Annotated in this window: 17 protein-coding genes; 11 read left to right on the forward strand and 6 right to left on the reverse strand. The window is 42.1% G+C overall.

Annotation, left to right across the window (positions count from 1 at the left end; genetic code table 11):
• Positions 1 to 112: 112 nt before the first annotated feature.
• The 8 genes from NLP_RS31320 (at position 113) to NLP_RS35885 (ending at position 6551) form a co-directional block, all read left to right on the forward strand.
• Entirely contained in the window at positions 113 to 943 is an 831-nt protein-coding gene (locus NLP_RS31320) for a hypothetical protein (RefSeq protein WP_104910113.1), read from the forward strand.
• Positions 944 to 1011: 68 nt separating this feature from the next.
• A complete protein-coding gene (locus tag NLP_RS31325; protein WP_104910180.1) occupies positions 1012 to 1221 on the forward strand; it encodes a hypothetical protein in 210 nt (69 codons plus the stop codon).
• 16 nt (positions 1222 to 1237) lie between these two features.
• Positions 1238 to 1636 carry a hypothetical protein gene (locus NLP_RS31330; protein ID WP_104910114.1) on the forward strand — a complete coding sequence of 133 codons (399 nt, stop codon included), beginning with the start codon at positions 1238 to 1240 and terminating at the stop codon, positions 1634 to 1636.
• A complete protein-coding gene (locus tag NLP_RS31335) occupies positions 1633 to 2091 on the forward strand; it encodes a DUF1392 domain-containing protein (protein WP_104910115.1) in 459 nt (152 codons plus the stop codon). Before NLP_RS31330 ends, NLP_RS31335 begins: the two co-directional genes overlap by 4 nt.
• A 48-nt stretch (positions 2092 to 2139) precedes the next feature.
• Entirely contained in the window at positions 2140 to 2862 is a 723-nt protein-coding gene (locus NLP_RS31340) for a KilA-N domain-containing protein (RefSeq protein WP_104910116.1), read from the forward strand.
• A 45-nt stretch (positions 2863 to 2907) separates the two neighbouring features.
• Complete coding sequence (locus NLP_RS31345) at positions 2908 to 3507, forward strand: alpha-ketoglutarate-dependent dioxygenase AlkB family protein (RefSeq protein WP_104910117.1); 600 nt, start codon at positions 2908 to 2910, stop codon at positions 3505 to 3507.
• Positions 3508 to 3622: 115 nt separating this feature from the next.
• The gene (locus NLP_RS35880; RefSeq protein ID WP_325034779.1) at positions 3623 to 4861 is read left to right on the forward strand and encodes a DUF3854 domain-containing protein; all 1239 of its coding nucleotides are present in this window, start codon (positions 3623 to 3625) and stop codon (positions 4859 to 4861) included.
• The gene (locus NLP_RS35885) at positions 4845 to 6551 is read left to right on the forward strand and encodes a plasmid replication protein, CyRepA1 family (RefSeq protein ID WP_325034780.1); all 1707 of its coding nucleotides are present in this window, start codon (positions 4845 to 4847) and stop codon (positions 6549 to 6551) included. The genes NLP_RS35880 and NLP_RS35885 overlap by 17 nt, the downstream gene beginning before the upstream one ends.
• 162 nt (positions 6552 to 6713) lie before the next feature.
• Here the strand turns inward: NLP_RS35885 and NLP_RS31355 are convergent, their stop codons facing one another.
• The 6 genes from NLP_RS31355 to NLP_RS31380 all read right to left on the reverse strand — a co-directional run bounded on the left by NLP_RS31355 (position 6714) and on the right by NLP_RS31380 (position 13496).
• On the reverse strand, positions 6714 to 6911 hold the full coding sequence (locus tag NLP_RS31355) for an NblA/ycf18 family protein (RefSeq protein WP_104899550.1): 198 nt from the start codon (positions 6909 to 6911) through the stop codon (positions 6714 to 6716).
• Positions 6912 to 7354: 443 nt separating this feature from the next.
• Positions 7355 to 8935, reverse strand: a complete 1581-nt coding sequence (locus NLP_RS31360) for a group II intron reverse transcriptase/maturase (protein ID WP_104910118.1) — start codon at positions 8933 to 8935, stop codon at positions 7355 to 7357.
• Positions 8936 to 9373: 438 nt separating this feature from the next.
• Complete coding sequence (locus tag NLP_RS31365; protein WP_234017400.1) at positions 9374 to 10519, reverse strand: ISH3 family transposase; 1146 nt, start codon at positions 10517 to 10519, stop codon at positions 9374 to 9376.
• Between the two features lie 506 nt (positions 10520 to 11025).
• On the reverse strand, positions 11026 to 11856 hold the full coding sequence (locus tag NLP_RS31370; protein WP_104906722.1) for a hypothetical protein: 831 nt from the start codon (positions 11854 to 11856) through the stop codon (positions 11026 to 11028).
• Between the two features lie 32 nt (positions 11857 to 11888).
• A complete protein-coding gene (locus NLP_RS31375; RefSeq protein WP_158680361.1) occupies positions 11889 to 12785 on the reverse strand; it encodes a hypothetical protein in 897 nt (298 codons plus the stop codon).
• A 168-nt stretch (positions 12786 to 12953) separates the two neighbouring features.
• Positions 12954 to 13496, reverse strand: a complete 543-nt coding sequence (locus NLP_RS31380) for a hypothetical protein (protein ID WP_234017403.1) — start codon at positions 13494 to 13496, stop codon at positions 12954 to 12956.
• A gap of 273 nt (positions 13497 to 13769) precedes the next feature.
• Between NLP_RS31380 and NLP_RS31385 the strand changes: the two genes are divergently transcribed.
• The 3 genes from NLP_RS31385 (at position 13770) to NLP_RS31395 (ending at position 18679) form a co-directional block, all read left to right on the forward strand.
• A complete protein-coding gene (locus NLP_RS31385) occupies positions 13770 to 14084 on the forward strand; it encodes a hypothetical protein (RefSeq protein ID WP_104910119.1) in 315 nt (104 codons plus the stop codon).
• Between the two features lie 447 nt (positions 14085 to 14531).
• Entirely contained in the window at positions 14532 to 16034 is a 1503-nt protein-coding gene (locus NLP_RS31390) for an FAD-dependent oxidoreductase (RefSeq protein WP_104910120.1), read from the forward strand.
• Positions 16035 to 16234: 200 nt separating this feature from the next.
• A complete protein-coding gene (locus NLP_RS31395) occupies positions 16235 to 18679 on the forward strand; it encodes a two-partner secretion domain-containing protein (protein ID WP_158680626.1) in 2445 nt (814 codons plus the stop codon).

Consider the following 18679-nt stretch of genomic DNA (forward strand, 5'->3'; position numbering starts at 1 on the left):
CTTTCTGTTTAGTAAAAAAGCGATTGCTTGAATATCAGCTTTTCTTCAAGCAATCGTAAAGCACTGAAAGTTTACGTTACAAACCACTAATTATCACACACCCCAGCAAAATATGCTTACTGAAATTAAACTAGGTTTATGCAACCCTCCCGAACCCATCTATTTATATGTCAATCAGGGTGAAGTAGATGGAGAATCTTTCGTTTGGTACAAGTTCAATATCAGCCAGGAGAAGAAAATCCCTGTTACTCAAAGAGCATTAACTGGGTACTTATCTGAACTACGATTGACAACTAAAGAATTCAAAGGCAAAGACAATCTAAAACTTGATATTGTTGTCAGTGCCGATGAACTTTACGTCATAAGAACTGGTGTTGAAACCAATTTCGCAAAAAGCTTCCTTTTAGCTGCCTCATTAATCCAAGATTTCTCCAAGCCACTGATTATCGTTGCTACTGCTGGCGACGAGAACACAGTTTTTTGTAATCTTTACGATGCTGCAACCAAAACCAAGATTTACAGAGAATGGAGTAGAGATTTGGATTGGGCAACAATCATTCGTGACATTCAATCTGTTTTAGGTGGCAATCCCTCAACCATTTCATTTACACCAAAACTTAGCGTAGTCCCTCAACTAGTACATCCTCAAGACCTACGAATTAAAAATATTCGCACCTTGCTTGATTATCCCCTTGATTTGGTCAGAGAGTGGTTGCAATTTCAGGATGTTGACCGCCCAAGTTTACTTGATATTAACCAGATTAATGAACTAATCAAAACCATGTGTTTGGCTTGGGCAGCAGACAAGTGTGAATATCCCAATCATGCTGAATCTTCGTATAAAAATCAGGTTGTTGATGCTGTTGCTAGTGGTGCGGATGAATTAACGGCAATCAACGCATGGATGCAGCAGTTGCAAGTAGTAAAGACTGGGGCAAGTTAAACCAAAAACCAGGATTCAGAATAATTCTGACTTCTGAATCCTCAATTAATCAGATAGGAATAAAAACCATGAGAGTCATTGTCACAGTAGTTGAAAAAATCATCAGTGAAGCACATATCGATATCCCTGATGGGCTGAATCAATCCGCAATCAGACAGCACATCGTAGACCGCTATAACACTGGGGAAATGTCCACAGATATGAACATCTTTCAAGTGGAATTTGAATCTATCAACGCTCAGATTGTTCAAGAAAATTCTTCTCGTAAGTCTGCATAAACATTGGAGGTAAAAAATGAATCCCAAATGGACTGATGAAGAACTCGGAATCATTGAAGCTAAAGCTGAACTTTATACCCCTAAGCAAATAGCCTCAATCTTAAAAAGACATGGCTATTTCCGCACCCCAATTGCTATCGCTACTAAGCTTTGGGCTTTAGGTTATTCTACAAGCCCCTTTCTCGATAACTATAGTAGTGCTGAAATCGCCCGTGTTCTCTGTGTGCATTCCACCACCGTTTCTGGTTGGGTGCGCCGTGGTTGGCTGAAAACTAGTCGCCGTTGTTCTAAACGTTATCAAGTTCGTAGATGGCATCTCAAAAACTTTTTTGACAATCCCCCACAACATCTAAAAAAGCGTATTGCCTCTATTGACTCTGAAGCCATTAATTACTTATTAGGGAGAAAAGCATGATTGACCATATTAACGCACTTCAAACAAGCTGGTATCTCTCGCCTCCTTGGGGTCGAACAATTCCACCTCTTGCAGTCAATTTATTGGAGAGAGTTTTCCTGCGAACTACGAGGAGATTTGGTTACTGCTGCGGTATGCAATGGAAACACGAATGCTGGATTTATTCAATTGACTGCCGTAATGAAATACTCCATGCCACACAAAATCAGATCATTGCAACTGGAGAGTTAGAAGTCATCAAGGTGCAAAAACCTGCCTTTGTTCTGGGTGAAAGAGTGATTCTCTGCTCTCACGATAAGGGAACAAAACAACGGCTTATTTTGGGGATTGCGCTAGTGCATAATTCTTGGTTTTACATTGTTGAATTGGTGTCACCAACGTTAATTAAGACACCAACTATATCGAATCGTTTCTCACTAGTTGGTGAAAAAAGTTTGATGCGGGTGAAAGTCTAAGTGTTTTTCAAAGATTAACTGTTTGAACAATAAATAGGGAGTTTGACTATGTTGATACACAAATGGCATGACACAGATATTAACCAAATGCCAGAAGTTGGGCAGCTAGGCAAATACAGCATACCCAAAGGCTACGTAAATGCAACTCAGATGTGCCATGCAAATAATAAGTCTTGGGGGCATTACAAAGAAAGGAAGTCCACAAAAGCTTACTGGACAGCACTTTCAAACGACATCGGAATCCCGATATCGTCTCTTGTCATCGAAGTTGATGGCTATGGCAGTTCTCAAGGTACTTGGATTCACCCAGAAATCGCCGTTGATTTAGCTCAGTGGGTTTCTGTCGAGTTCCGCATCTGGGCCAACAGAACCTTAATGAAAGTGATGATGGCTCAAGAGTCTGTACAACAACAGTCAATGACTCAAGTACAGTTACTTGCAGCGATCGCTAAACAACTGGCAGAGCAAGAACAGTATTTACTCCAACAACAACAGCAACAGACTGAAATTTTGCACCGTCTCAAAGCGGTTGAAGTTGAGCAAGACAGGGTAAACACACCATGCGGACATAAATATAGTGTTGTTGGTTTTGCCAATCTTCAAGGTTTAGAAATATCGGTAAAAGAAGCCGGTACTAAAGGTCGAAAAGCAAGTGCATTGTGTCGGAAACAAGGAATAGAAATAGAACGCATTCATGACCCACGTTTTGGAAAAGTCGGTTTGTATCCAGAAAGCGTGTTGATTGAGGTTTTTTCTACTGGTCAAAACTAACAGCAATTGTCTTCAGAATACTTTCTTTAATTGGAGAAAAGTACCATGCAACAACTCAATTTATTTGCTGAATCAACCCCAGTTTTACCAATCAGCTACTACCCCGATTTCTTAAGTCAGGAACTTGCCAACTCACTCTGCCAACACTGCTTGAAACTGGAGTGGCAACAGAATCAAATCAGGATCGCGGGTAAAACAATGCCTGTTCCCCGCCTGGAGTGTATTTATGGTGATGCCGGATGTGATTACCTCTACTCCAATAGCGTATTTTTAAAACCCCTGACTTGGACAGAACCTCTGTCTAACTTGCGGGACAGAATCACTGCGCTAACTGGCCACAAGTTTCGCATTGTTATTGGAAATCAATACCGCAGTGGTCAAGACTCAATCGGTTGGCATTCTGACAATGAACCATCAATGGGATTCAACCCAGCGATTGCATCACTCAGCTTGGGGTCATGTCGCAAATTCCAAATCAAACCGAGAGATGGCAAATCCACTGACTTCTGGCTGGAACACGGGAGCTTACTTGTGATGCACCCTGGCTGCCAGTCTACACATCTGCATCAGGTTCCGAAAACAAACAAAGTTGTTAGTACCCGTATCAATCTTACATTTCGACCGCACACCGGGGGGAACAAATAACCCCCTGGCTGGCTTAGTCAGGATTTCGTAGCCAGCACAAGCTCTCACAAAAAATTGAACCGGCGGCATGGGTGCAATGCCGCTTCATTTCCATGCGTCAAAAAACAGAGGGAATATGCGTATAATCGAATCTGATTCTCAAGCTAAACATTTACAGGAATGGCTCGACAGTGGCGTTGACGAAGAAATCTTTCACTTGAATGTGCGATCGCTGTCTGGGACTTCACCCTACGAATATCTGCTCTACAGTCCCAAAATCTCCCGTCGCAATGATGGGCGGCTCAGAGACAGGGACTTGAAGAAATACCAGCACATTGAATTAGGCGGCTGGTGGTGTTCTGGCGTTGACCCCCTCAACGAATACGCACTAATGATGTGGGGTTGTTTCAAACCCGATCACCCCCGAAGAGATCGCCAAAAGATCCACAAATTCATCAAGTATGAGCATCCATACAGAGAAGAAACACGCGCTTTCTTCCTCTTAGTGCCGAATCGCATTTGGGTGAAAGTTTCCAATCGTAGCGGCATTCCCATCACTGAGGAAGACCTACAGCATCCTGGCGGTTTCTGGCACTGGGTTTGGAGGCATAACGTACCAGTGACAATTGTAGAGGGTGCCAAGAAAGCGGGGGCATTATTGACTGCTGGTTATGCAGCGATCGCTATCCCCGGTGTTAACGCTGGATACCGCACACCGCAAGATGAGTACGGTAACGCTATTGGTAAGCCAAACCTCATCCCCGACTTAAAACATTTTGCAACACAGGGGAGACAGGTCAACATTTGCTTTGACCAGGACAACAAACCTGAGACAGTTCAACGGGTGAGAACTGCTATCAGTCGCATGGGACGGCTGCTGGTAAATGAAGGCTGTTCGCTGCGAGTGATTGATTTACCATTCGGGGCAGAGAAAGGGGTTGATGATTTTATCGTTGCTCATGGTCAACCGGCATTTGACGCGCTTTACAATACGGCTGTTGCATTGGAATTGTGGGAGATTAAGCTGTTTACTTTGCTGACTTATCCGCCTGCGATCGCACTTAACCAACGATTCTTGGGCCAGCTTCTCGTACCCGAAGGTGAAAAACTTATCATTCTCAAAGCCCCCAAAGGCACTGGTAAAACCGAATGGCTTGCAACTGAGGTGGCAAAAGCACACGACCAAGAGAGACGGGTATTAATCATTACCCATCGTATCCAGCTAGGTGAGGCACTGTGTAATCGGTTTGGTGTTAACTATGTCACCGAAGTCCGCACGAATGAAACAGGCACATTATTAGGATACGGGGTGTGCGTTGATTCACTGCATCAAGAAAGTCAAGCACGATTCAACCCCAATGACTTCTGGCAGTAACCCGAAGAATTTGATTGCAGCATTGGACAAAGCAATTTCTAAAGGTGGGCATCATTTACTATGCTGCTCTGCTCAAAAGGCTAAGTCAAAATGGGGAACGCAAGCATTGGAGGAACGTTTTCGCCGCAAGTTCCCACACCTGCGAATCCTGCGAATAGACAGCGAATCTGTTGCTGATCCATCTCATGCGGCTTTCGGTTGTATCGCTCACCTCAATGAGATTTTGACCAAGTATGATTTAGTTATCGCCTCCCCAAGTTTAGAAACTGGAGTATCTATCGACATTCGAGGACATTTTGATGGTGTTTGGGGAATATTTCAGGGAGTGCAGCCGGTTAACTCTGTGCGTCAGATGTTGGCACGGGTTAGGGAAACTGTTGACCGTCACATTTGGGTGAGAGAGTGGGGGATGTCGGTTGTGGGCAATGGTTCCACAACGATAGGAGGATTGCTCAGAAGTCAGCACGTCGCAACACAGGCTAACATTGCGCTGTTGTCGGCGGCGGATAATGCGGATTTGAGCTATATTGACCAGAATTTTCAACCGGAGTCATTGCAGACTTGGGGTAAGCGTGGTTCTGTAATTAACGTAGAAATGCGGCGTTATCGGGAATCGGTGCTTGCGGGTTTAGTCGAGGATGGTTACACCGTTATTGATGCCGACGATGCTGATGATGATGAAAGTGGGGCAGTTATCGAGTCGGTTAAGGCGGCATCTGTTGAATTGTATGCTGCGGAGTGTCAGGCGATCGCGGATTCTCCGACTATCTCTGATGCCGAACTTAAGAAGCTGCAAGACACAAGGGCGAAAACCAAAACCGAACGACATCAGCAGCGCAAGGCGGAATTGTCCCGTCGCTACGAAATTGAAGTTACGCCTGATTTGGTTGAGAAGGATGACGACGGCTGGTATCCTCAACTGCGGATGCACTACTATTTGACGCTGGGACGAGAGTTTTTGACGAACCGTGATGCGAAACGGGCTAAGGCACAAGCCGAAGCTGGGAATAATGCTATCTGGAAGCCGGATTTTAACAAGGGGCAGCTATTGACTGCTGTCTTATTATTGGAGAGACTGAACTTGTTGCAGTTGCTTACGCCAGGCGTTCGGTTACGCTCTTCTGACGAGGCAATGCAGGAGTTGAAGAAGGCGGCGATGAAGAATCGGTATCTCATCAAAACTTGTTTAAACGTCACCATTTCTGAAAAACTTACTCCCATAGCGATCGCACAGAAATTACTTGCCAAGATTGATTTGAAGTTGGACTACGTTGGTCGATTGGGTAAGCGTGAAAATCGGGAGTGTGTTTACCAGTTTGTTGCACCTGATGATCAGCGTGATTCAATTTTTGGACAGTGGTTAAAGCGGGATGAACTGTTTCTTAGTGAGTCGGTGTCAGTCACTAATAATAAAGAGTTCCCAACACCAGGTATTGACACGGAATCTCTTGACATTCCCCAAACATTAGATGAGGCTGTTCAGGGATGGAAGGGGCTGAAGCTGAAAACGCGCCAAGGACTGGACAGCGTTGGTAAGTTCTACCAACAGTTAGTCTCTCAAGTAGGCGAGGCTGTTGGAATTGCTGATGGTGAGCCTTACTGGAATGGGTATTTGGGGCAGTGGCAGGTTTGGGTTAACTTTGGGAGCGACTGTAGGTCTGTGGTGTGCGATTGGCTGGTGAGTGTGTAGGTCAGAGTAGTACACTATTTCATCAAAACCGTTACTGTAAGTCGGTTATGCAAGAAGTTTCCCAGCTTGGAGCAAATAATCTCTATTGCCAAGCCATTGAAAAGAACAATTGTCTGTTCGTTATCTTCTGAGTCGCTTAAATTAACGGAAGCAAGGTTTGTTTTAACCCAAGATTGAACCTGAACCAACTTCCCACTGATGTTTGAGCAATTCCTGGTAAGTCTTTTCCCTTATCATCATCTGCTTATACAGCATCTGCAAAAACTCTTGAGCTTGTTCACGGGACATCTGCTCCACTTGATCCGCGAAAGTTCTAAGGCTAAATTCTTGTTCTAAAGATAATTCAATGGGTTGGTTCATAGCTTTTATTTGAGTTTGCTAAGTTAAGCAAATATTGTTTTATATAAATAAATGTTACGATAGCTTTACAAAAGATGAAGGGGTGTAAACCGTACCGACGTAGGTTAGAAATGCCGTATCTGCTGCTGAAAACCTTGATATCAATCCATTGTGGCAATCCAAGTAAAAACTTAAGTTCTGTTGAGCGCTCAAGACTTTAGCCGGATTTCTCACCACACCTCTCAAAGCCTGTGCTTGTGCAGGGGAGCAGGGGAGAGTTCAATGTGCCTTGTTCAATCCCCTCTGCTCTATCAAACGCCTGAAGCTTGTGATAAATGCGGGTTTAGCGGGTCTGTTCAGCGCCAACGTCGAAGCGATGGTTGAGTCGATGGGGGATATTATTCCCCGCACCTCTCAGTTAGATCCGTGCGTACCCGTTTCCGTGTACACGGCTCCCGATGTTCTTAGCTTTCGCTTTTGCTCATGTGTTTGTAATCGTGGCAACTCTCGTGAATTGCTTCAAGATTATTTTTCTTCCAGTTGGCGTGATTTCCGTCGATGTGATGCAGGTGAACCCGTTCCTCATCGATGAACTTTAAACCGCAGGAAGCACATCTATGGTTTTGCTTCTTAAGAGCAATAGAGGTTTCGCCGGAATAGAGCTTACTGTTGCGTTCGCTCCAGTAGGCTGTGTCTCCGTCGTAAGGTGATTTGGTTCCCTTGACAGAAATGTGTTTGTTTTCGGAGTAAGGAACTGCTGGGAATGCCTTGTCTAGCAATTCTTTGCTAGAGTAGCGGTTTTGCTTGGTTTCCTTGTTGAATACCGTGTAAGCTCTTTTTTGGATGTGGTATAACGAGTTTCTAGACCCGTCCATCTTGCAGAACTTATGGTAATTTCTCCAACCTCTAACTACCGGGGCTAGTTTTCCAGCCTTTGTGGTAGCACCATAATTCGAGTTGTTGACGATGTGTTTTACTTTCTTACGGAATGTTTTAAAGTTGTCCACTGAAGGAGTGCTTTTTAATTTTCCGTTTTTCTGGACTTTAAAGTGCCAGCCGAGGAAATCAAACCCATCTGTCGAGGCGGTAACTTTGGTTTTCTTTTGGCTTAAATTCATTCCGCGTTTGCGGAGGAACTCGCTGATTCTTTCAAGTATCTCTGTTGCGTCATCTTCGGGTCGGAGTATAATAACCATGTCATCCGCGTATCGGATTGATGGCTCGGCAATTTTATCTGCCGATGTTTTAGTTGTAATCCTTCTACCCTCTTTATATTGGGCGTGGTATCTGTGTATACTCTCAATCCCGTTGAGTGCAATATTAGCTAGTAATGGGCTAACTACTCCCCCTTGGGGCGTTCCTTGTTCAGGAAATTCTGGGTTAACTCCAGCCTTGAGGCATCGGAAGATTCCGAGTTTTAAGCCTTTGGGGGCAATGAGTTCGTCCATTATTGCTGAGTGGTTAATCCTGTCGAAGCACTTTTCAATATCGAGTTCAATAACTCGTTTTTCTATTCCGTTAGCATGGGAGCTGAGGTTGTTGTAAATGTACTTTTGTGCATCATGGGCAGAGCGCCCAGTTCTGAACCCATAACTCCTGGCATGGAAAGTGGCTTCGTGTGCTGGCTCTAGTGCATATTTTGCTAGGCATTGCCAAGCTCTATCCGCGATAGTTGGTATTTTAAGCATTCTGGTAGTCCCGTCCTTCTTAGGAATGGGGATTTCTCGTAAGCCTTGATGCTTCCAATCTCCGCTCTTAGCTCTTAACCACTCTTCTAAGTAGAAGCGTTCGCTAGCAGTGAGGGATTTCTTACCATCAATACCCGCCGTCTTTTTGCCCGCATTTAGCTGAGATACTTGTCTTATTGCAAGAAATCGAGCCGAGGTGGATTTTAGAATAAGCTTTTGGAGTGACCTAGCTTTCCGTTTGTCGCCAACTTGAACAGCTTTGTACACTCGCTTTTGGAGGCGGAATAGGTTACGGCGGAATTTCTTCCAAGGTAGCGCTACCCATGATTCACTAGTTTTGTAACTGTGCCTAATCATACTCTTCTCTAGTTTGTGTATTCTGAACACCTCAGACCAATTACGGTCTGTCCTACCCGAATTGTGGGGATTCCTCCGCTCGTCTGGGCTACTTGGGGTTTCGACTGCCCCTAGACCCACAACTCGTTTTTATTCGTTCCCTCGAAGAGATTGATTTGTTCCGTTAGATGTAGCCAATTCGACTACTGGATTCCCTGGACTCTTGCCGTATCTTTGCCTGATAGTACGGCGGGAATGGTCTCCAGTGCGGTCAGGGATTTTGAGTTGCGCCCTGCCGTAGAGTAAGTCGCTTTTCTCAGTAAACCAAAAAGTTTTTAAAATAAGAGCGATTACTAGAAGACTTGTAGCTTATGATACTTATAAATACAGAATATTCCCACTAGCAGACATAGTATAGATTATGATTACTTATGATTAGCTAGCCGAAAAGGGTCAATATTAACCTGATGGAATATAGATGCTTTCAACGACTTGATATTTCTGCTCAATAGCTTGAGATAAAAAGGCTAACATCTGTTTTAGCGCAAAAAGTATGCGATAAATTAATCGGCTACCTTTCCTTTTACGACTGATTCTGAGCCAAAGTAGATTTACCCAAATATTAACTAAAAGAAAAGATATACCCACAAATAGTAATCTCAAAACTGGATTTTTATTATTTGTTCTAATTCGACAAATATTCTTCAGACGATAACTAGTTTCAATCCCAAATCGTTTTCGATAATCTTGATAAATATAATCTAAATTTGTTCTTACCTTGTGAGTGACATAAACAAAGTATTGAACTCCACGCTGATTACGCTTTCCCTTCCTATACTTACAAATAATCCATAAATCAAATGTAACTGAATCATCTTTATCTCTTGTTATTGTATAAGTAGTTTTATAACTTTTCCTGCCCTTGAGAAATTGCTTTATTCCTCCCTTTTTTCCCGTTTTGATGGCAGGCATAAGAAAGGGAATATCTAATGCCTGTAACCATCGGATTACAGGAGTATTAAAAAAACCTCTATCTAAATAGAGTTTCTTCACATTTATTTTAAGAGAGTCAAGTTCTGCTAATAAATAAGTAATCAGAGCGACACTAGTATCTGATTGACGAACACCCCTTATTGCAAGGGTTACACGCTTATTCTTAGTAATCACATATAAAGTTGCATAGGCGTAAAATGAATGAGTACCAGCTTTGGCTTGACTTCGATATATGTATGCTGATTCCTCTGATGTTGGCTTACCATAATAACAAATTAAATTTAAATCAATCGCTATTTTTAAAGAGCCTTTTTTCAATCCTAAAGGAATTCGACTTTTCAGCGCTTGATTTATTTGCGCCTCTAATTCCTCAAAATTGTTGATTTTATTGAGATGATATCTAATATCATTAGCTGTGGGAACGTTCTTTAATAATTTGGCTGTATTTTCAATACTATCTCCACTACTAGCTGCCTTAATTAGAATTTCAAATAAAGTTTGCTGGTCACATCCCCCCTGAGTTTCAATGGAAAAATTTTCTACTAAACACTCAATAACCTCATCAAGGGTTTCTGAGGCGGTTATTGCCAGTTCTTCTGATGAAACGCTCAATTTTTTCAGTCAATATGCTACACACTACTCTCATCATTTCATTTTTGGAAATCTTTCAGGATTCTATAAGGATCATTTATATATTTAGTATTATATAGCACTTTAAAATACGTAGGCTGAATTAGCGATCGCTCTTTGGGAAAAACTTTTTGGTTTACTGTTTCTAGGCTCTGTTTTATCGTAGGAACTCCCTGTTGTCGCCAGTGTCAACCCGCAACGGTCGTCTGATTGCGCTCTGTTCCCAGCTTCACTCTACAAGAACCGAGCTTGTTCGGTGTGGGCAGATAAGGAGTCAATTCTGAGTCTGAATGGCAAGACTTACACTTGCATCACTCCGAGAGTTCAGTCTTTAATGTCAGTGATCTGCTGACGGACTGGATTAGTTATGTACGGATTGAATACCGTGATTCACTAATCAACGAATCGCACCAAGCATCATCACCTTGTCCCAGGCTGCGACGAAGTCCTTGACCATCCTCTCGTGACCGTCATCAGCCCCTAGCTGTCTAATTGGTATTGAGAGCTTGAAACTCAAGCACAGTGAGAAGTTCTTGATGTTGATTAACCAAAGCTTGTATTGCGCTAACTGGATTACGATGAAGACGACGTTTTTGTTGGCGAGGAGCTTCTGCCATTGCTAATCGACGACGTTGAGTTTTATACTCAGTTATAGGTACTTGCTGAATTTGTTCAAGTAGCTGTTTTTCATTCTCAGCAAAAAAGAGAACTTGATATTGCCCAAAATCACGCAATTCAACAGTTGATTTGCGCCCACTAATTCGCCTCTGATGGCGACGCAACTGGCTGAATTTTGACTCAATTTTGAGATTATCTGGCGGTAAACCAGGGATATCATAGCAGTGCAACAAATTAGCCCCGTATTTGTGCCACAGCAGTTGTAACTTTTTTTTGAGAGCAAATTGTGCCGGATTTTGTTGACTGTCAGGCACAAACTGTTGTAATAACTCTTCCATCTTGCACCGGACTTGAAAGCTTGTTAAAGGTAATTTTGCAGCTTCTGTGATATAAGTCACATCATCTGTGTTACGACTGGTGTGTTCTGGATAGTGCAAACATTCGGCAATTCTTCGCAGCCACTTGTGCGCCTCTTCTAAATCCGATGCTACTGAACAATTAGTCAGTAAAGCAAGGTCCACCCATACTGACAATAGAGATAAATAATCTGTGTCAATTTCCCGGCATGGTAAACTACGTAGTATTTCTCCAATAACTGATAATTGTTGGTAGCCTTCAATACCTCCCCAATTAAAAGGTTTACGATTGGTACGATTTACACAATCCCGAATCGCAGCACGAATTTGGGATTCGACTGCCATTAACTCCGCATCTCTTGACAAATAGGGAATTGCTAAAAAAGGGGGCTACTGTCTGGCTGTCTTAATTGATTTGGGTGAAGAAGTCTTTCTGAGCGATCTGGAACTTGTGGCAGCCCATCCAAATCTGCCTTTAATTGCTGTCGGAGCTTTGTATCTAATGGCAGTACAGACTCACTCAAATTACTTAGAAAGTGGGCTTGACAACGCTGATGTGGTGCATTTGACCAACTTGAATTCATTGCAGCAATGATTGCTGATTCCCCATCTGACAGCGTTGCTAGCACTGTAAAAGGTAATTCCTTATATGGTTGCAGCCATTCAATTAGCCGTTGTGCTTGTGCTTGTTGTAACTGAATTCCACTGACTGGTGTGCCACTTAGTACTTCGTACAATACATACAGCAAGGTTCCATGACCTTCGGGCTGTAAGGCATCAATTGCCCAAATTAAACCACCATGTTCATGGGCTGTGGCAGCTAATTTCTCCTGGGTATGTGCAATCGTTCCACCTAAGAGTGCTAGAAATTGTCGATAGAGCTTGCCTACGTTCCTCTCGTTAATTTCAACACCACGCTGCTTTAATAAGCGTTGAATTTCTACCAACTGTTGATGCTCATGCTCATGTTGCCAACCTATAAATGCCAGCACATCTAGCCCGTAAGTGCTTTGAGGTAAACTATATTTTAGCACACCACAGGCTAAGTAGTGTTTACCAAAATATTCACATTGAGAGTTGGCACATTCTTTACCCTTGCCTGCCACAAACACTGCTCCATTTAAGGTTTGAATGGTTTTTCGCATGTGCCAAGATGGAAGGCTAACTAATATTGTGTTGCAATGGATACACAATTCTCGCTCACATTTTACAATTATTCGTTTGGCATCCGGGAAATATCTTTGTGGGCGATGCCGAGGCTTTTTTTCGATCACGAAGTTTTTACTGCTGGTAGGTGCTCTTTTTACCTTACAACACTCATTAGACAGTCAGGGTACCTTAGCATTTTTTCTGTTTTGGAATAGCATAAAGTTTTTCGCTCATTGAAGTGGTCGCTTTCATACAGTGAGGTAATTGTTGAATTGTTGCATTAACAATCAAGTTTACTTCTGCTGCTTCCAAACCAGGTTGTACTCTCTCTCAACAGCCGCCAGCAGCTTTGCCTGCAAGGATGACAGATAAGGTTTGGCTTGCTTACCCAACCCCTGCAACAGCCAATCCACAGAAGAGTCACGGCTGTCCACTTGATGCAACTGCCGTAACCTCACGCATAACTGCTGCATGAATTGGCAATCTTCATCAAGCAGTTCGAGTGATTTCAGGTGTTCGATTTTTACAGTGTAGTCGCCGTCCCAGGTCTGGACTGTACAGCTATAGTCTCCAACATGAGTTACCACTCCCCAATAACCGCCTTTACCTCTCAGTTCCGGGCTATCTTTGGGCAGAAGAATGCATATTTCACCAATATGATGAGGATTGGGTACTTTCGTCCTTTCGCGTATCCTGTCCACTACGTCTTTCACTATGCGACCAAATGGAATCTTATTGCCAGCTTGCTGTACTGCCTGCTGCCATACATCCGCTTGTACAGTCGGTTCCAACTCGGCTTTCGCCAAAAAACGCAATTGTCGTTCATTGGTCGGCATTGGAATTTGCCGACCAATGGTCGGCAAAAACTTTTGAAGATTCTCATAAACTACAGTTGCCGAAATCTTCAAGTACCCAACAATAGGAAGGATGGGGTTTTTCGTTGCTTTTTATATTTTGCAGTCTTAAGGCACTACCAAATATAAAACTCATTAAAAAATCTTATAGAGCAATTATCAAAAAAAACACCGCGCCAGAGCCACAACAACAAAATACTGTTTAGGCGTATTCTAGAAAATACCCTCTTCAACACACGGGTAAAACAACGGCTAATGCTTGATTATTTGACAGCGGGTATTGCATTTTGGATGACTTTGTTTGGAGTACAAGAGTCGTTGTTAGAATTTCGCCTGGGTTATCTCGGTCGCTACTGGTTTCTTGCAATTAGTGCTAGCCTACTCCTGAGCTTTTTGCTCTCTGCCCCGATTACTATCACGCTAATCATTAAATTTGCAGTAGATCCGTTTACTTTCCCTGGTAATGTTATTCTTTGTGCGATCGCTGCCGTCATCTTTGGTGTGATTCTCAGTCTGGCACAATGGCTGATACTTCGTCAAACCGAAATGACACCGAGAGTTTTTGCATGAGGATGAAGAATAATATCTTGGGTTAAGGGGGATATGAACTTTCGCTACATAGAAAGCGAATAAAGACTGTATTTGCTTTTTTAGTTAAAGGCAGAGTATTTGGAGGTTGAGAAAGTTGAGCAAAAATGTTTAAAGATTGACCGTTCTCACAACTGCCAGTCATGAGTTTTAGCTGATTATAAAAATCTTATCACTTATTAACCATTTAATATCAAGCAGATAAATGTTAGGAGCTTATTATAATCATGATTTTAACTTGCGAAGGTAATCCGAAATCAGCGATTCTGACAAAATTAAGATAAAGTTTGATTACAAAAAAACACTTTTGTCAGTTACTAACAACGACAAAAATCTATGGGATTGGTATTAATATTCTAATACACTGATACACTGTTTGAAGTTCCCTGTCAGATTTAGTCTGGTGTTTACTCGGCTTTCTTTTGTTTTATGGAAATATATGATGTTGTAATTGTTGGTGCTGGCCCCATTGGATTAGCAACTGCTATTGGACTACGCAAGCGTGGTATTGAAAACGTTCTTGTCATAGATCAAACTCGCAGCTTTCGCCAGATTGGTCATGGGTTGGATCTTCTCCCCAATGGATTAAAAGCTCTCAAATGTTTAGAACCTAACGCTTATGAAGAGGTCAGGAAAACTAGCGTTAGGTTCTTTAATCCCCAACAATCTAATGACGAGAAAACTATCAAAACGACTCAGGAACAAAAACCTCCAAAGACATCTCCTAGATGGGTTTACAAAAATTTGCAGGGGCAGCTAATTCGATCAATATCTCTTGGATTCGACGACTGGTTTAAAGATTATGGGGAAGGTCGAGTGTCAATTCCTTGGTATGATTTGCAGACAACCTTAAGACATCTACTACCCCAGGAGCAGGTTCAAGCTAATCACTGTTGTATCAATGTTGTGGATGAACCAGAAAATAGGTGTGTCCGAATAGATTACGTATCTGATACAAGCATAGAAGGCAACCCCTATGCTCATTGGACAAACGAAAATAAACATAATAATACACAGTTCGAGAGTTCAAACACTATCCCCAAACAATTAGAAACAAAATCGCTTCGAGCTAAGTTAATTGTTGCAGCAGACGGGATTAACTCTACAATTCGTAGAGTTCTTTACAAAGATAGTCCATATTGTGATTTTGCAAATCCTGAATATTCAGGATTTGCAGCAATATCTTGTATGGAAATAGCTGAGATACCAAGTGAACTGTCGACAGAATTACAAGATAAATTCTTTCAAGATTCATCAATTGTAACACTCAGTAACGATCAAATATTTAGCGATCAACCTTGGATAGAAAAACCAAGGTTGATGTTATTTCGCAAACGAAATGGTCAAGTTGGGTATATCATAACTCTGGCTTTGCCTTTGGATTTATTACAGGGTCAGTCTGGAAGTTCTTTGATTGATTTAGCTGTACAAGAGTTAGAGAAGGCAGACTTTCCTCACACACTCAAGCAATTAGTGCGTATCTCTCCTCCTGCTGATATGCAGCAACGTCCATATTACATTCACCGCGCTACCATTTCAGATTCTATCCAAATCAAGAGCAAAACTGACATTAATACTGAAGAGTACCCTGTCAAATTTCAACCATCCTGGAGTATTGGGCGAGTTGTTTTGGTTGGTGATGCAGCACATGGAATGCCCCCGTTCACAGCTCAAGGAGCTAATCAAGGGCTTGAAGATGCACTAGCTATTACAACGATTATTGCTAACATCGCTCTTGAGAATAACTGGAACGATAAGCAAGTTATAGCCACAGCCTTCGAGAAATATGAGCGTCTCCGTCGCCCATTTGTGACATACATCCAAAAGGCAACATTGACAGGTTTCCCCCACTCGTCAAACGAAAATTGGCAAGAATATCACCGACAGGTACATTCCCGCAATTTTGACCAAGTATTAGAAGCGTTGTTGTGAAATCCTCTGCGGCCAAGGCATAGTTAGGGTGCAAAGTCATTCTTCTCACACCTAGTGTCATCTGCACCAATTAAAGGAATTTGTCTGAGCTAATTGAACTTGATAATTTTCTCAATCAAAATAATAGCCAGACTTGACTCTGTGAGCAGCAGACGCCTTTTCTTCAGCCAATAATCGCAAATATAAAAAAGGGGAATCCAGTGAAACAGCGTGCTATACAATTCTGGAGTATTCAAGGTAGCGTCTTCTTTTTATCGCTAGCCTCCTCATCAGTTACAGCACAAATTATACCAGATAAAACTTTACCAACTAATTCTATTGTTACACCACAGGACAATACCAGGGTCATTGATGGAGGTACTATTAAGGGTAGCAACTTGTTCCATAGCTTTGAACAGTTTTCTATTCCTACAGGCAGCACGGTTTTATTCAACAACGCTCAAAATATTCAGAATATTTTTAGTCGTGTAACAGGCTCATCAGTTTCCAACATAGATGGCTTAATCAAAGCTAAAGGCACAGCCAACTTATTTTTAATCAATCCTAGTGGGATTATCTTTGGAAAAAATGCCCGACTAGATATCGGTGGCTCGTTCTTGGTAAGTACTGCTAAGGTGATAAAATTTGCTGATGGCTTTGAGTTCAGAGCAAATGGTAGCCAAACCAAACCACTATTGACTATTAGTGTGCCTACTGGTTTACAGCTTGGGAGTGATTCAGCTGCTATTCAAGTTCTGGGTACAGGTGAGGGGTTAACTGCTCCTAGCTCAATCGGCTCCCCAACTATTAGAAATAATGACGTAACTGGGTTGCGAGTGCAACTAGGAAAGACCCTAGCTTTAGTAGGAGGGGATGTATCTTTAGCGGGTGGTAGTCTAATTGCTGATCAAGGACGTATTGAGTTAGGTAGTGTTGGAAATGGTACGGTTAGTCTTAATCCAGTTGCTCAAGGCTTTGCTCTGAGCTATCCGAATGTGCAACGCTTTGGAAACATTAGCCTTTCAAAAAAAGCTTTAGCTGATACTAGTGGTGTCGGTTCTATTCAAATACAAGCTAATAATATAAAACTCACTGATGGTTCAGCAATTTTGATTCAGAATCAAAGTTCGCATCCTTCAGGCAGTATTAATGTCAACGCTACTGGGTCACTAGAATTGAGCGGTATCTCTTCAAAAGATGGCAGATTCACTACCATCTTGCGGACTGAATCTCTAAATTCTGGAAGTGCAGGAGACATCAATCTTTTCACTAAGAATTTAGTTGTTCAAGGAGGATCAGGAATAGGCAGTAGAACCTACAGTGATGGTCAAGGAGGTAATGTAACTGTAAATGCCTCTGACTCTATAGAGCTACTTGGCTTTTCATCGTTTAATCCTTTCATTACTAGCAGCATCATCAATAGCACCTTAACAAATGGAAAGGCAGGAGATATCACAGTATCAACAAATCGCTTAGTAGCTACTGATGGGGGTGTGATAATATCTCTCACTCTGGGAACCGGTGCTGGAGGAAATGTAGTTTTGAATGTAGTTAATTCTGTAGAATTGACTAATTCCATCAAATTGATGAATTCCGGGTTAGATTATGTCCCCAGCTATTTTGCCACAACAGATTTTCATGCGGGGAATGCTGGCAGTTTGACAATTAATACATCAAGGTTAATAATCGGGCAGCAAGCAAGGGTTAGTTCTTCTACCGTCGGCTCTGGCTCTGCTGGAAGTATTACCATTAATGCTTCTAACTTAGATGTAAGTGGTAGAATCAGTTCCTCTGTTCTTATGGCAGACGAAGACACTCAGCAACTGTTCGCATCTCCTCAATCACCGAGTGGAAATCCTGGAGGAATAAAAATCAATACTGAAAACTTGAGTCTGATGAATGGTGGTATCATTACTGTCACAAATCAAGGAATAAGTAATGCTGGAACTATCTTAATAAACGCTAAATCTATCTCTTTAGACAACAAAAGTGCCATTATAGCAACTACTGCTAACGGCGAAGGCGGTAATATTTTCGTGAATACACGGTATTTGCAGCTAAGTAATAACAGTGCTGTAACGGCGACCGCAGGTAGTAGAGGCAATGGCGGAAACATTAACATTAACGCAGACATATTAACCGCCTGGGGTAACAGCAGCATCGCCGCAGATGCCTTTGAGGGTCGTGGTGGAAATATTACAATTAATGCTCAAGGACTATTCTTTTCTTCTGATAGCTTGATTACAGCTAGTTCTAAGTATGGAATTAATGGTACGGTTAAGTACAACATTCTTGCTCCTAACATTTACTCTACTCAACTAAAAGCAGAAGTAATTCCAATAACTCCTCAAATCACCCCAGTTTGTCAGTCACCAGCAGGCACAGAAGTAAGTAGTTTTCGAGTTAGTAGTACTCGCAATCTCCAATCTAAGCCTAACAACCTGATGTCTAACAATGTTGAGCAAAGTAACTCTGTTCCAGTTCCAGTTTTTAATAATTCACATAATCCTAAATCATTAATAAGTAACCAAGCTACACAAATCATGGAAGCCAACGTTTTGATTCGGGATTCTCAAGGGAATTTAGTTTTGACGACAGACCAAGCAAATCCAACCTGGGATAATGCTTCACTGTCTGCAAGTTCTTGTTTTTCAGGATCTCAGTGA

Source organism: Nostoc sp. 'Lobaria pulmonaria (5183) cyanobiont' (assembly GCF_002949795.1).
Taxonomy (GTDB): domain Bacteria; phylum Cyanobacteriota; class Cyanobacteriia; order Cyanobacteriales; family Nostocaceae; genus Nostoc.